The sequence below is a fragment of the Desulfurivibrio nitratireducens genome (genome assembly GCF_044068515.1).
Taxonomy (GTDB): domain Bacteria; phylum Desulfobacterota; class Desulfobulbia; order Desulfobulbales; family Desulfurivibrionaceae; genus Desulfurivibrio.
The window spans coordinates 125677-139507 of the sequence record NZ_JBIPKI010000001.1 but is presented as its reverse complement, the minus strand read 5'-3'; the positions used below and the strand labels follow the sequence as shown (position 1 = coordinate 139507).

Annotated in this window: 13 protein-coding genes and 1 tRNA gene; 5 read left to right on the top strand and 9 right to left on the bottom strand. The window is 61.3% G+C overall.

Going from position 1 to position 13831, the window contains the following annotated elements:
• Positions 1 to 250 precede the first annotated feature (250 nt).
• Both ACHHTY_RS00605 and ACHHTY_RS00600 read left to right on the top strand, forming a co-directional pair.
• Positions 251 to 2533, top strand: coding sequence for an AAA family ATPase (locus tag ACHHTY_RS00605; RefSeq protein ID WP_395492095.1), 2283 nt, complete (start codon positions 251 to 253; stop codon positions 2531 to 2533).
• Between the two features lie 186 nt (positions 2534 to 2719).
• On the top strand, positions 2720 to 3214 hold the full coding sequence (locus ACHHTY_RS00600; RefSeq protein ID WP_395492094.1) for a metal-dependent transcriptional regulator: 495 nt from the start codon (positions 2720 to 2722) through the stop codon (positions 3212 to 3214).
• 226 nt (positions 3215 to 3440) lie between these two features.
• Here ACHHTY_RS00600 and ACHHTY_RS00595 read toward each other — a convergent pair whose 3' ends face one another.
• The 6 genes from ACHHTY_RS00595 to ACHHTY_RS00570 all read right to left on the bottom strand — a co-directional run bounded on the left by ACHHTY_RS00595 (position 3441) and on the right by ACHHTY_RS00570 (position 8010).
• A complete protein-coding gene (locus tag ACHHTY_RS00595; protein ID WP_395492093.1) occupies positions 3441 to 4652 on the bottom strand; it encodes a pyridoxal phosphate-dependent aminotransferase in 1212 nt (403 codons plus the stop codon).
• A gap of 325 nt (positions 4653 to 4977) precedes the next feature.
• Entirely contained in the window at positions 4978 to 5739 is a 762-nt protein-coding gene (truA, locus tag ACHHTY_RS00590) for a tRNA pseudouridine(38-40) synthase TruA (RefSeq protein ID WP_395492092.1), read from the bottom strand.
• Positions 5739 to 6779: an N-acetyl-gamma-glutamyl-phosphate reductase gene (gene argC / locus ACHHTY_RS00585; protein ID WP_395492091.1), complete on the bottom strand. Its 1041-nt coding sequence runs from the start codon at positions 6777 to 6779 to the stop codon at positions 5739 to 5741. The genes truA and argC overlap by 1 nt, the downstream gene beginning before the upstream one ends.
• Before the next feature lie 195 nt (positions 6780 to 6974).
• Positions 6975 to 7370, bottom strand: a complete 396-nt coding sequence (gene rpsI, locus ACHHTY_RS00580; protein ID WP_395492090.1) for a 30S ribosomal protein S9 — start codon at positions 7368 to 7370, stop codon at positions 6975 to 6977.
• Between the two features lie 31 nt (positions 7371 to 7401).
• Positions 7402 to 7830, bottom strand: coding sequence for a 50S ribosomal protein L13 (rplM, locus tag ACHHTY_RS00575; protein WP_395492089.1), 429 nt, complete (start codon positions 7828 to 7830; stop codon positions 7402 to 7404).
• Between the two features lie 105 nt (positions 7831 to 7935).
• A tRNA-Gly gene (locus ACHHTY_RS00570) sits at positions 7936 to 8010 on the bottom strand.
• A gap of 363 nt (positions 8011 to 8373) precedes the next feature.
• On the opposite strand from ACHHTY_RS00570, the gene hisB reads away from it, so the two are divergent.
• From hisB to ACHHTY_RS00555, 3 genes are read left to right on the top strand one after another with little or no spacing between them, the layout of a single operon-like run.
• Positions 8374 to 8973: an imidazoleglycerol-phosphate dehydratase HisB gene (gene hisB, locus ACHHTY_RS00565; protein WP_395492088.1), complete on the top strand. Its 600-nt coding sequence runs from the start codon at positions 8374 to 8376 to the stop codon at positions 8971 to 8973.
• A 13-nt stretch (positions 8974 to 8986) separates the two neighbouring features.
• The gene (locus ACHHTY_RS00560) at positions 8987 to 9640 is read left to right on the top strand and encodes a hypothetical protein (protein WP_395492087.1); all 654 of its coding nucleotides are present in this window, start codon (positions 8987 to 8989) and stop codon (positions 9638 to 9640) included.
• A 6-nt stretch (positions 9641 to 9646) separates the two neighbouring features.
• Positions 9647 to 10471 carry an ATP-binding protein gene (locus tag ACHHTY_RS00555; RefSeq protein ID WP_395492086.1) on the top strand — a complete coding sequence of 275 codons (825 nt, stop codon included), beginning with the start codon at positions 9647 to 9649 and terminating at the stop codon, positions 10469 to 10471.
• A gap of 38 nt (positions 10472 to 10509) precedes the next feature.
• Here the strand turns inward: ACHHTY_RS00555 and ACHHTY_RS00550 are convergent, their stop codons facing one another.
• Genes ACHHTY_RS00550 through ACHHTY_RS00540 form a run of 3 tightly spaced genes read right to left on the bottom strand, consistent with a single transcriptional unit; the run spans position 10510 to position 13786 of the window.
• Positions 10510 to 11418, bottom strand: a complete 909-nt coding sequence (locus ACHHTY_RS00550; protein ID WP_395492252.1) for an alpha-L-glutamate ligase-like protein — start codon at positions 11416 to 11418, stop codon at positions 10510 to 10512.
• Between the two features lie 47 nt (positions 11419 to 11465).
• Positions 11466 to 12983: a UUP1 family membrane protein gene (locus ACHHTY_RS00545; RefSeq protein WP_395492085.1), complete on the bottom strand. Its 1518-nt coding sequence runs from the start codon at positions 12981 to 12983 to the stop codon at positions 11466 to 11468.
• Positions 12980 to 13786, bottom strand: coding sequence for an ATP-dependent zinc protease family protein (locus tag ACHHTY_RS00540; RefSeq protein WP_395492084.1), 807 nt, complete (start codon positions 13784 to 13786; stop codon positions 12980 to 12982). The genes ACHHTY_RS00545 and ACHHTY_RS00540 overlap by 4 nt, the downstream gene beginning before the upstream one ends.
• Between the last annotated feature and the right edge of the window lie 45 nt (positions 13787 to 13831).

Genomic DNA, 13831 nt, shown 5'->3' with positions numbered 1-13831 from the left:
GCCAGCGTGGCCAAGCCCGGGTAAAGTCCGGCCTTGGCAAGCAGAGCAGAAACCTGCCCATGTTCACCCTGCCCGCCGGCTCAGCAACCAACCGGCAAAAACTGATTGAGAAAATCCCCGTTTTGGTTTTTCCTGCAGTATCGTTATTGCCGCCGGCCGGACCGGCCGGCATTTTCTCCGACCAGCCCGCCGGACGCCAACCGTGGCCGGCGAAACTAATCACATCTCTGCAGGCAAAAGGTGGATCAATATGGCCGCAACGGGCAAGCAACCAAAAAAGGCCGGACGCAAAAGGGATAAAATCCTGTTGCTGGGCTCCCAGGTTCGGATTACCAACCTGCCGGTTAAGGAGGTCAGCCTGCTGCGGGAGGGCAGCCTGCCGGCCTACGGCTACAATCCCGGCGACCAGGTCGAACTGCTGGCCGGCGAGGTCAGCATCGAGCAGGGCCGCCTGGAGCAAACCCATACCTGGCTTGCCACTTACCTCGGCCGGGCCGGTCTTTATCCGGCCATCGCCACCTTCACTTACGGCGAACAGAAGGAGATTTACCAGATTTTTCGCAACCGCCAAACCGGCCGGGATGGCGGCCCGGAAAAAGGCTGGTTCATGTTCCAGCAGTTTCTGCCCTCCGAAGGCCGCCGGGTCAGCACCCGCACCCTGGAGATCAACAAGCAAAACCAAGCGATTTTAAGCCAGAACCGGGCGATCATGGTGGTCGACGATTCCGGTCGGCCACCCACGGCCACCGCCGACTTCAAGCAACTGAACCCCGAGGCCTGGGTGATCGCCCTGGGCATCGGGGTGGCCCACTGGCAAAGCTGGGCCCGGCAGTTCGGGCCAAAATTCTGCCTATTCTGCCGGCTCTCCGACCTGGAAACCACCCGGATGGAAATGGACAGTTCGGTAATCTGGGAAACCATCGTAGCCATGGCCCTGCGGGCCCTGAAAACCTCCGAGGTCGGCTTGTGGCAGGATGGCAAGTTTCTCTGCCATATCGTGATCGAGATGTATCCCCACGGAGTCATGTATCTGGGCCCCGACGGGGGCTATTTCCGCCACCGGCGGGGTTGTCTGCCGGAGAAAAGTTCGCCCCGCCATAAAGGATCGGCCCCCTGCTATGACACCCTGGCCACCACCCTCCTGGCCAGCGACTGGCTCCAGGCCGGGCAGCCTTTCTTCTGCCGCAACGCCTTTTTCGATTACTCGACCCGGCTGCTCAACAACTGGCAACTGCTCAACCGCGACGGCTACGCCTTCGATAAAATCCTGCGTTTTCCCGAACTGGACTTCGCCTCCATCTATCCCACCGGCGAGGCCTGTTCGTTTATTGAAAACGAGAGCGATCCCTGTTTCATTGATCTGCCCGAACTGACCCCCGATTTCGAACGGGTGCTGGATGTGGTTTCCTGCCAGCAGTGGCACGAGGAGAAGAAGGAAGCGATTCGCGGTTTTTTCCCCTGGCCGGCCAGCGCTTACGTCCGCCAGCGCCTGGGAGCAATGACCAGCGATTGCGTGGGAGTTATCGCCGAGGTTCTCCATTACCTGAAAAACGAGGTGAGCTGGAAAAACGGCTTTGCCGATCTGCGGATGTTCAATGTCGGCAACCTGCGCACCACCGATCCGGCGGAAATCGAACCGGTGATGACCCTGCAGAACGTCATGGACTCCTACGTTTCCCGGGAGCAGGTGCAAAGGCCTCTCTGCGTCGGAGTTTTCGGCCCGCCGGGCTCGGGCAAGTCCTTTGCCGTCAAGGAGGTGGCCAAGGTTATCGGACGGCGGTTCGATATCAGCCCCTTTGATTTTTTCGAATTCAACCTGACCCAGTTCGATGGACCGGCGGAAATCAACAGCGCCATCGACGCGATCCGGGCCTCGGTGGCCAAGGGCAAGGTCCCCATCGTCTTCTGGGACGAATTCGACTGCCGCTACGATCATCATGAATTCGGCTATCTGCGCTATTTCCTGCCGGCCATGCAGGACGGCATCACCTATGTCCACGGGGTCCCCTACAACATCGGCCGGTCGATCTTCGTCTTCGCCGGCGGGGTCAAGGCCAGCTACGACGGCATGGCCGCCCTGCTGGGCAGCGCCGACCCCGGCACCCAGCAACTGGTCCGGACCCTTAAGATTCCCGATTTTTTAAGCCGCTTGCGGGTGGTGCTCGATATCGACGACATCGAAATCTCTTCCGAACTGCTCTGCAGCAAGGCGGGGTCCAACGATTTGGCCCGGCTGCGACGGATCCTGATCAAGCGGGCCTTCATCATCGCCCACCAGATGGATACCCACTGGAAAAAGGCAGCCCGCAAGACCTCGGGGCTGCTGCTGCGGCTCCTGCTGGCCGAATACAAGTTCGGCGCCCGTTCCATCGAGGCGGTGATCGAGGCCTCGGGGGCCTCGGATCGCCTGGTCTACGGTCTGCCGGAATTGATCGCCCCCTCGGCCGCCCGAGTCCACGCCAACTGGCGGGTGGAACTGGAAAGGCTGGTGGACCTGGCCCGCAAACAGCAGGGTCTGCGCGAAATCTGGTAGATCCCGACGCGGTCCCGATAGTTGGGTTGCCGCCGAACAAGCGGGATACAACGGGATGGTTGTCAGGACCGCCGGCAGGGAGGTGCAAACGGGGGTAGGAGGAATATTTTGCAGGAAAGGATTGACAGCAACTAGTTGCCTAAATTAGTTTGGACTATCCGAAAAAACTTATGAGGGAACTATCGCATGGCCAAAAGCGGGAAGCGACTCAGTGCCAGCCTGGAAGATTATCTCGAGACCATTTACCATATCGTGGAGGAAAAGCAGGTGGCCCGGGCCAAGGAAATCTCCGCCCGGCTCAAGGTCAGCCGCTCCTCGGTAACCGAGGCCTTCCGCTCCCTTTCCCAGAAGGGGCTGATCAATTATGCCCCCTACGAGGTGATAACCCTGACCCCGACCGGCACCAAAGCGGCCCGGGACGTAATCCAGCGTCACCGGGCCCTCAAGAATTTTTTTCTGCGGGTGCTGGCGGTGGAGGAAGACTTGGCCGAGGAAGGCGCCTGCCGGATCGAACATACCGCCCCCCGGGAAATAATCGACCGCCTCAGCCAATTGATGAACTACATCGATGAATGCCCCCAGGGCGGGGCAGAGTGGCTCGCCAATTTCAGCCGTTACTGTAAAACCGGCCAAACCCCGGTCAAGTGCCAGGAGTGCGCCGCCCCGGCGCCGGAAAAGTGATCAACCCCGGCTGACAGACCGAAACCGGGCCGGGCGAACCAATCGGCAACCGTCCCGACATTTCAGTTTCAGCCGCATTTGCCGGCTAACCGTCCTGCCTCGGCTAGATCCCGCCGGGGCCAAGAGACTTCCCCGCTCCTTACCCCCAGCTGCCGGCGGACAACCCCGCCTGGCAAGGACGCCCGCCCTTATCGGGCCGGGCGAGCATCCCGCGACCAGACGAGGGTTACTTCAGGACGGCCAGGGCCTGGGCCAGCCGCCGCATCCCTTCTGCCAGGATAGCCATCGAGGTGGCGAAGGAGAAGCGGATAAACTGGTCGGCGCCGAAGGCTACCCCCGGTACCGTCGCCAGCAGCGCCTCTTCCAGCAGATAGTCGGCCAGGGCCACCGAATCATTGATTTCCTTGCCGCCCGGGGTTTCGCGCCCGTAATAAGCAGACAGGTTGGGGAACACGTAAAAGGCGCCGCGGGGACGCACGCAGGTTACGCCGGGAATGGCGGTCAGGGCCTTGATCATGAAATCCAGGCGGGGTACGAAGGCGTCGCGCATGGTGATCGGAAAATCCTGGGAGCCGGTGAGGGCGGCCAGGGCCGCCTTCTGGGCCACCGAGGACGGATTGGAAGTGGATTGACTCTGAATCTTGTTCATCGCCGCGATGATATGCTTGGGTCCAGCGGTATAGCCGATCCGCCAGCCGGTCATGGCAAACGATTTGGAAACCCCGTTGAGAATCAGGGTCTGTTGCTGCAGCCGGGGATCGACATCGAGGATATGGGGCAACTTGGCGGCCCCGTAAACGATGGTGTCATAAATATCATCGGAAATCACCACCCAGCCCTGTGCCAGGGCCATCTGGGCGATGGCCTCCAGGGCCCCGGCCGAGAGGACCGAACCGGTGGGATTGGAGGGGCTGTTCAGAATAATCCCCCGGGTTTTGGGGCCGGCGTATTGCTGCAGCACCGCCGGGTCGAGGTCGAAGTCGCTTTTTTCATCCAGGGGCACGATCACCGGGGTCGCCCCCGCCAGCTGGACGATCGGCGGATAGCTGACCCAGTAGGGGGCCGGCACCAGCACCTCGTCGCCGGGCCCGAAAAGGGCTTGGGCCATGTTGTATAGACCGTGCTTGCCGCCGCAGCTGACCTGAATCTGATCGGGCCGGTACTGCCAGCCGTGATCGGTGGCCAGGCGCTCACAAACCGCCTCCCGCAAGGGCAAAATACCCGGCACCGGGGTATAGCGGGTAAAACCTTGGTCAATGGCGGCCTTGCCCGCCTCGCAGACATGGGGCGGAGTATCGAAATCCGGTTCGCCGACACTGAAATTGAGGACATCGGCCCCCTCGGCCTTCAGGGCCTTGGCCTTGGCATCCACCGCCAGGGTGGGCGAGGCCTTGATTTCTTTCACTCTTGCCGCCAACGCAATGATGGGAGCATCCATAATCGTCGCAACCTCCGTCCGTTTAGTGCAAAATTTGACACCCCGGCCCCAAGACCGCCATAATCTCTTACGGCTCTGACCAAGCGACTGATTGCCGAGGGTGCCCTGCCGGCGCGGCTATTTTGGCCAAGCCGACAAATTGTTAACTCCAGCCTGAATTACCGACTCACAGATAGCTTTATAGACCGCTTATGCCACTGGGAACATCAAGAAAATAACTAGAAACCATGGCTTTGCCCACTCACCAAGCTCCGTGTCGGGAAGATTGGCTAATTGGCCGGCTCGCCACCCGCAAGCGCCGACCACGTTGCCGCCGGCCCGTTATTCAATAATCCACCCGCACCAGGGTCAAGCCGCAAGCCGGTGCGGTGGGACCGGCCTGGGAACGATCGCCGGAGGCCAGCAATTCGGCCAGGGAAGCCATTTCCCGGCGACCCCGGCCGATTTCCAACAGGGTCCCGACCAGATTGCGGACCATATGACGGAGAAAGCCGTCCCCGGTTACGGAGAAAAAGAACTCGTCCTCCTCTCCCTGCTGCCGCTCCAGGCTAAGGTGGTGCAGCCGCCGCACCCCTCCCCGGCCTGATTCCCTGGTCCGGTCGCGCGATCCGGCGGCCTCGAAGGCGGAGAAGTCGTGCTCCCCCAGCAATTGCGGCAAGGCGGCCCGGACCGTCGCCGGGGCGAAAGGGCCGGGGAAATGGGCGCTGTAGAGTCGCCGCCAGGGCGGCATAACCGCGGCCGTGGAGAAACAGTAGTGATAAGTCTTGCCCCGGGCGCTAAATCGGGCATGAAAAGAAGGATCAACCTCGCTGGCGGCCAGAATGCGGATATCCCCCGGCAGCATACTGTTCAGGCCCCGCCGGTAAGCGGCCAGGGGCAGGCGCACGGGGGCCTGGAAATTGGCCACCATCTCCCGGGCGTGAACCCCGGCATCGGTACGCCCGGCCCCGTGCAGCACCACCGCCTCTCCCAGCATCCGGGCCAGGGCATCCTCGATGGCGGCCTGGATGGTGGGCCGGTTAAGCTGGCGCTGCCAACCCCCATAAGCGCTGCCGTCATAGGCAATGGCCAGCCGGATGTTAACCATCAGGGAAAGAGCGGAACCAACTGTCCCAGACCCTGCTCCTCGGGCAAACCGCAGAGCAGGTTCATGTTCTGCACCGCCTGGCCCGCCGCCCCCTTGACCAGGTTGTCAATGGCGGCCAGCACGATCACCCGCCGATTACGCTGATCAACCCGCAGGGCCAGATCGCAGAAATTGCTGCCCCGGACATACTGGGTGGCGGGCAACTGCCCCCCATCCAGGACCCGGACAAAAGGCTCATCCCGATAAAATTCCCGGACAACCCGCTCCAGTTCGGCCTGGTCATGTTCGCCCCGCAGATCCGCATAAATGGTGCTTAGCATGCCCCGGGACATCGGCACCAGGTGGGGGGTGAAGGTGACCGTCAGAGGCTGACCATAAAGCTCGCTCAGTTCCTGCTCGATTTCCGGGGTATGGCGATGGGCCCCGACCTTGTAAGCCCGAAAACCCTCGGTGACCTCGCAATAGAGGGTCCCGGTCTGGGCGGTGCGGCCGGCCCCGGAGGTTCCGCTCTTGGCGTCGATGATCAGGCTGGCGGGGTCGATACAGCCCGCCTTGAGCAGAGGAGCCAGGGCCAGCAGGACACTGGTGGGATAGCAGCCGGGGTTGGCCACCAGGCGGGCGCCGGCGATGGCCGCCCGATGGATTTCCGGCAGGCCGTAAACCGCTTCGGGCAGCAGCTCGGGGGCCGAATGAGCCTGGTACCACTGTTCGTAAACCCGGCGGTCGTGGAGACGGAAATCGGCGGAGAGATCCACCACCTTGGCTCCCCTGGCCAGCAGGCCGGGGACCACCGCCATCGCGGTCTGGTGGGGAACGGCGGTGAAAAAGAAGTCGGCCCGGTCGGCGACCGCCAGCCCGGCCGGATCCTCGCAGACCAGCTCGGTTCTGCCAGCCAGATGGGGAAAAACCCGGGCCAAAGGCTGGCCCGCGTACTGGCGGGAGGTCGCCAGGGTAAGCTCCACGCCGGGATGATTGGCCAGCAACCGCGCCAGTTCGGCCCCGGTATAGCCCGAAGCTCCGATAATTCCAACCCTTATCATCACCAAACTCCCTTCAAATAATAAATTCGCTGATCAAAAAAACGGATCCACTCAGCCTGGCCCAAGCAAAGCGCCCAACTGCGCCGCAGAACACGGGCAAAAAAAATGGGAAGGGGCTCTTCCTGAGCGCCTTCCCATTTTTGCTTTCCGCATAGGCTGTAGATCCGAAGCCGCCGGAGCGCCTCCGCTCCCCCGTTAACGCTTGGAGAACTGGAACCGGGCCCGCGCACCACGCTGACCGTACTTCTTCCGCTCCTTGCTCCGGGGATCACGGGTCAACAGGCCAGCCCGCTTGAGGGTGGTCCGCAACTCGGGATCGGCTTCGGTCAGGGCCCGGGTAATCCCGTGGCGCAGGGCCTCGGCCTGGGCGTTCTTGCCGCCGCCCCGCAGGGTGGCCATGACATCGAACTTGGCCTGAGTATCGGTCAGCACCAGAGGCTTCTCCACCACCGCCTTGGAATAATTGCCGGCGTCGAAATACTCTTCCACCGCCATCTTGTTAACCTGAATCTTTCCACTGCCGGGTTTCAACCAGACCCGGGCAACCGCGGTCTTGCGCTTGCCGGTGGCGTAAAAGCTGTTGTCTGCCATGATTTCTCCGAACTCTCTTATAGGTATGGACTTAGAACTGCAAGGTTTCCGGCTGCTGGGCCTGGTGAGGGTGCTCGGAGCCGACGTAGACCTTGAGCTTCTTAAGCTGCTTGCGGCCCAGGGAATTCTTGGGCAGCATGCCTTTGACAGCCCGGTAAACCAGCTCCTCGGGTTTGCGCTCCCGCAGCTTGGCGGCGGTTTCCTCTTTCAGGCCGCCCATGTAACCGGTGTGCCGATAATAAACTTTGGCATCCCACTTGTTGCCGGTGAGCCGGACCTTGTCGGCATTGAGCACCACGACAAAATCACCGGTATCCATAAAGGTGCTGTAAATCGGCTTGTGTTTGCCGCGCAACCGGGTGGCGATTTCCGATGCCAGGCGACCCAGAACCATGTCCTCGGCATCCACCACATACCATTTGCGGTCGACTTCCTTGACCGGTGTAAGATGGGTTTTCATAAACATTCCCCTAAGATACAGACAAAATTACCTAGACCGCGGGCACCAGGCCCCGACCAAAGAGAAAAAGGTTCGATACATGCTCGAACCTTTGTTATACGCGATTGGAGCGGGAAACGAGATTCGAACTCGCGACTTCAACCTTGGCAAGGTTGCACTCTACCACTGAGTTATTCCCGCCCAGCAGGTTACTCTGTTCAAAGGGGGACTTTATAACAGCGGACCGGTGGCTTGTCAACAAAAAATCCGGCCGATGACCTTTTCGGTTTTGCCTGGACCGCCAACAAAAACGTACTGTCCTCTTGCCTTTCCAACCCGCTCCTTGGTAGAGTGAAAAATGTTCAACCTCGCCGCACCTTGAAACGGTCAGAGTCCCGCCAGGCCGCAATAAAAAAGCGGGCACTGGCCACACTGTCCGGCGGTAGCGCTGGACTTTCAGCACCGAACGGCATGACCGTTCTGCCGCCATCGTCCCATTTATATTGATCGACCGATCCCAAGGGCCAGTTCCCCGGGGTGAACCATGGCAAAAGGAAGCTCATTATGACCACCGCCAAAGCGCGCCGGGGCGAGATTCATCGCCAGACCAGAGAAACCGATATCAAGTTGAACTTAACCCTGGACGGCCAGGGCCGGACCGCCATCAACAGCGGAGTCGGCTTCATGGACCATATGCTGACCCTGCTGGCGGTCCATGGTTTTTTCGACCTGGAGATCAAGGCCAGCGGCGACACCGAGGTTGACGACCATCACAGCGTCGAAGACCTCGGCATCGCCCTGGGCCAGGCCCTGAAACAGGCCCTGGCCGAGATGGGCGGCATCCGCCGCTACGGCATGGCGGCGGTTCCCATGGACGAAGCCCTGGTCAGGGTCACCCTGGACTGCTCCAACCGGCCCTACCTCCATTACGGGGTTACGGTCCCGGACAGCAAGGTGGGCGCCTTCGACACCGCTCTGGTCAAGGAATTTCTGCGGGCCTTTACCCTGCACGGCGGCATCACCCTGCATGTGGAAATGGCCCATGGCGAAAACAGCCACCATATTCTGGAGGCCGTTTTCAAAGCCCTGGGCCGGGCCCTGGACCAGGCCGTCGCCCCGGAAAGCCGTCTGGCCGGGCCGCTTTCCAGCAAGGGTACCCTTTAAAACAGGTAAAACCATGAACAGAAAAGGTAAACCGGCCCTGGCGGCAACCCTGGTCCTCCTCCTGGTCCTGGCGGGCGCCTGCGGCACCCGGCAACCGGATGTTACCCTCATTCCCGCCAAGGACCTGCCCGGCAGCATCCTGGTCGTTCCGGTGACCATCGCCCAAGACCCCCAGGGCACCCGCGACGAAACGACCCGGCAAGAACTGGAAAAAGGGCGCGAAGTCCTGGCTGAACTGGTGGCAGAATTCCTGACAGACCGTCCCCATCTGCGCTTTGCCACCACAGCGCAATTGACCGAGGTGATTCCTGATTACAGCGGCGATCCGCAAGCGGTCGCAAGCGCCGCCGGCCGGCTCGGGACCGATGCGGCCCTGGTCATTACCCTGCACCGCTACCAGGAGCGCCAGGGGGGGCCTTATGCCGTGGCCGCCCCGGCATCGGCGGCTTTCGAGTTCCGGCTGATTGCCAGTGCCGATCTGCAAGTACTCTGCTCGGGGAGATTTGACGAAACCCAGAAAGCCCTGTCCGAAAACGTGCTCGACTTTTTCACCGCGGCCCGCCGCAAGTTCCGCTGGCTGACGGTGGAAGAATTGCTGCGGGATGGCTTGCGAACCAAACTGGAGACCTGTCCCGCCCTGCAGGAACCCGGCCCCGCCCAGCGCTGAAAACCCATGCCCCGGCTGATTCCCTCGGAAATCAACCGCCTGGTCGGCCAGGCCATGCACCGCTACCGGATGCTGGAAGACGGCGACCGGGTTCTGATCGCCGTCTCCGGCGGAATCGACAGCCTGGTGCTCTGTCGGCTACTGGATTTCTGGCGCCAAAAAGCGCCCATCAACTATGAACTGCTGGCGGTTCACCTGGATATGGGTTTTGCCGGCTACATGCCCAGGCCGGCACTCTATTACCGCAACCCTTTGTCGGCGGAACAAGCGGTCGACCACCACTCCCCGGCAGAAAGTCCCCCAATCGTCCCCCTGACCGGCACCTCCGCGGCGGTTCGGGCTCAGCTGGAGAAAATCGGCCTGCCCTGCCACATAGAGGTAACCCCCTTTGGCCCCGAAGCCCTGGAGGCCGAAGGCGGCAAAAACGGCTGCTATCACTGTTCCAGCCGCCGCCGGTCCCGGCTTTTCGCCCTGGCCCGGGAGAAAGGCTGCAACAAACTGGCCCTGGGCCATCACCAGGAAGACATCATCGAAACTTTTTTTCTTAACCTGCTTTATGGCGGCAATCTCAGCACCATGGTCCCCAACCAGCGCTTATTTCAAGGCCGCCTGGAGTTGATCCGCCCCCTGGCGTTACTCGACAAGAATATGGTCCGCCACTTAGGTGAAATCTTCGAGGTTGAGCCGGTGGCCAACCCCTGCCCACTCACCGAAAATTCCCGCCGCCGGGAGGTCCGCGACCTGCTGGCCACGATTACCAAAGGCGACCCCCGTCGCCGGGCCAGCATATTCGCCGCCCTGGGCAACGTCCGCCGGGACTATTTACTCTAGCTGAAAAGACCGAGACCTATTCCGCCGCCGAGCCGCGGCTACTCCTCTGCCGGCCCATCGAAGGTCGCCATGGCGTAGCGCACCCGCTCCTCGGTGGTGGCATGTCCGGGCGTCAGGGCCTCAATCTGGCGGAGGCGGGGGAGCAGACCCTGGTCGTTGGCCAGCTGGATCGCAAGACCCGGGCGAGCGTTGAGTTCCAGCAACAGGGCCCCCCGTGCTTGATCCAGGACGATATCGGCGCCCAGATACCCCAGGCCGGTCATCTCGTGGCAACGGGCGGCCAGGGTTAGAATGCCCGGCCAGTCCGGAATTTGGATCTGTTCAAAGATCTTGCCGGTATCGGGGTGGGCGGTCAGGGGCAGCGAGTACTGAACCGCCTTCAGGCAACGGCCGGTTGCAATATCGAGACCAACTCCCACCGCCCCTTGGTGCAGGTTGGCCTTGCCGTCGGACTCCTGGGTGGCCAGGCGCAGCATCGCCATCACCGGGTAACCCTGGAAAACGATCACCCGGATATCGGGGATTCCTTGATGAGAATAGCCTTGAAAGCGATCATCGAGATTGACCAGTTCCTCGACGATAGCCACGTCGGGAGTCCCGGCCAGCGAGTGGAGTCCCGCCAGGATATTGGAGACATGCCGCTTGATATCGCCAATGGCCAGCCGCTTGCCTGACGCTTTGAGATAGTAACCCGCCCCCTGTTCCTTGATGACCAGGATCCCCTTGCCGCCGGAGCCCTTGGCGGGCTTGACAACGAAGCCGGCCAGGGGGCGCAGCAACTCTTCGATTTTTCTGATCCGGTACTGCTCCCGGACGACAAAGCAGAGGCCGGGCACCGGAATGTCGTGCCGCTGGGCCAGGTATTTGGTTTTAAGCTTATCATCGACCAGGGGGTAGAGCCGGCGGGGATTATAGCGGCCGATGAAGTCCACGTTGCGGCAATTCATGCCGAGAATGCCCAACTGCCGCAGGCGGTGAACCCCGATGAACCACTTCACGGTTCAACCCGCGGGGACATGGCCCGAAAACGGCGCAACTCCAGAAGCTTATAGCCGGTGTAGTTGCCCATCAACATAATGAGGGCCACAATAACCAGGTTGATTTCGGGGAAATGAAAACTCAGATGGCCCATGACCGGCCATTGCATCAGCAAATAGGCCAGCACCGCCACCAGCAGGCTGCCTCCCCCCTGGATCAGCACCTCCCGGGGACCTTCGTCCTCCCAGAGCACCGACATCCGCTCGATGGTCCAGGCGATGATGATGATGGGAAAGAAGGTCACCGTCATCCCGGTGTTGAAGCCCAACTGGTAACCGAAAAGGCTGGAAAAGATAATCACGAAAATGACAATGATGACGACGGTGGAGATTCGGGCGACCAGCAGCAGATTCAGGCCTGACAGATAACCGCGCAACAGGAGGCCGAAGGCCACGATGGAAACAAAACTCACCAGGCCGGGCAGCAGGGTTGTCTTCAAGAAAGCAAGGGCGATCAGAATGGGCATAAAGGTCCCCGAGGTCTGCACCCCCACCATGATGCGCATAAAAACCAGCACCAGGGCTCCCGCCGGCAACAGCAGGAGAATCCGGAGCATATTCTGCTCCTCCACCGGCAGCTTGTGGACACCCAGAAAGGCGAAGCCCGATTCATCAACGGCGGCCCGGGCCAGTTGAACAGCGGAGACATTCTGGCTCATCATGGCAAAGCGGACCTGGGAGTTGCGGCCCCCGCTGACATCCAGCAGCGAACGCTCGTCCTGGCTCCAGAGCAGAAAGTTGTCCGGGATCCCCTGGCGGGCGGTCTCGGGATCAAAAAGCTGCCAGCGATCGGTAACAAAAACTTCCAGCAGCGGTACCAGCCGCTGGTTGCGGCGGCCATCTTCCAGGGAGATGCCATGGACGACGCGGGTGGGCAGATTGCTATAATTGAGCAGCTTCTCCAGCAACGGCACCAGGGGGGTGCCGGCCAGCAGCAAGGCCGCGTTCTGGCCCGGTTCCGGAGCGGCCAGGAGCTTGATCATTTCCCGGGTCAGGCTTGCCGGCGTACTGGAAGTGGCATGGGCCGAAGCCAGCAACTGGCGGGCGGCCAGTTCTTCCGCTTCATCCCAGTGGACGTTGGCGGCCGCCGGCACCGGGACGCTTTCCGGCCGCCGGTCATCCCGGCGGGGCACCAGTTGGATCTTGTAATAGAGGGTCTGGGGGCCATCGGCCTGGCGGATAGACCATTCCCCGCGCCGATTGCCGTTGATCTCCAGGACGGAAAAACCGTAGCCCGGGGAAGCGGTCTGTTCGGCAAAAATCTGAAACCCCGGGGGATCAGCGGGAATATCAAAACCGACGGTCACCGGCTCACCCTGGGCCAGGAAATCTATCCGGGCCTCCACCAGCCAGACCGCCGCCTGCTCCCCCGGCAGAAAAGGGATATGGGTATGGACATGACGCAGCCAGGCCGTACTCAAACCGGCGCCAACCAGGGCCAGCACCAGGAAATAAAAAAAGAGCCGGGACTTCATGGAGTGCCGTTTGCGCCCGACAAATCGGCCGGCAACCGGGGCGGGGCGATAAAGGACTGGCTGACATCGACCACCATGATGTCCATCAGAATGTTGCGCCCGATCAGGACGGGATGCTCCAGGTGACGGCGATCAGACAGGGTAAACTGGGCCGTCTGGGTGGTTTTGCCCACCGTCACCCCCAACTCCACCACCGGCCGCCGCTCCGCTTCGTCCACCACCGCCTGGATGATCCGTACATTACGCACCACCTTGCGTTCCAGGACGATCCGGCTTTCATCCTCGGGATTGACCACCGTAAACCTTACCCAGGGATCACCATTGCGCTCGAAAAATTCCATCTCCTGGGCATCGAGGGACGAAGTGGTGGCCCCGGTATCGATCCGGGCCGACAGCACCGCCCCCGGCGGCGAAAGATAGACTTTTTCCACCGAGCCTACCACCTGTTTGTCGCCGGTCACGGTTTCCAGGCGATCCTGCTGCTCCTCCAGGCGTTCCTCCTCGAGATTGCTCAGCTGCAGGCGGGTACTGCGGATAAAATCCTCCCACTCCCGCTGGCGCTGGATCATTTCCTCCTGTTTGGCCCCGATCGCGTACAGCCTATCAATCATTTCACGATAGGACGTCAACTGGCTGACCCGGGTATCGGCCTGGTCCTGGGAGAGCCGCTCCAGGCGCTCATCCTGCTCCTGAATCCGGGCATCGAGGCGCTGCAGATCGGCCTCGGGAACCCGCAGGTAGCCGACCGCACCGCAACCCGTCAGCAACAGGCTGGCCAACAACAAGAAAACGGTTGTTTTCAAAGCAATATACTCCTTTCAACTAGCAACAAGAGCCGGCCGCCGCCG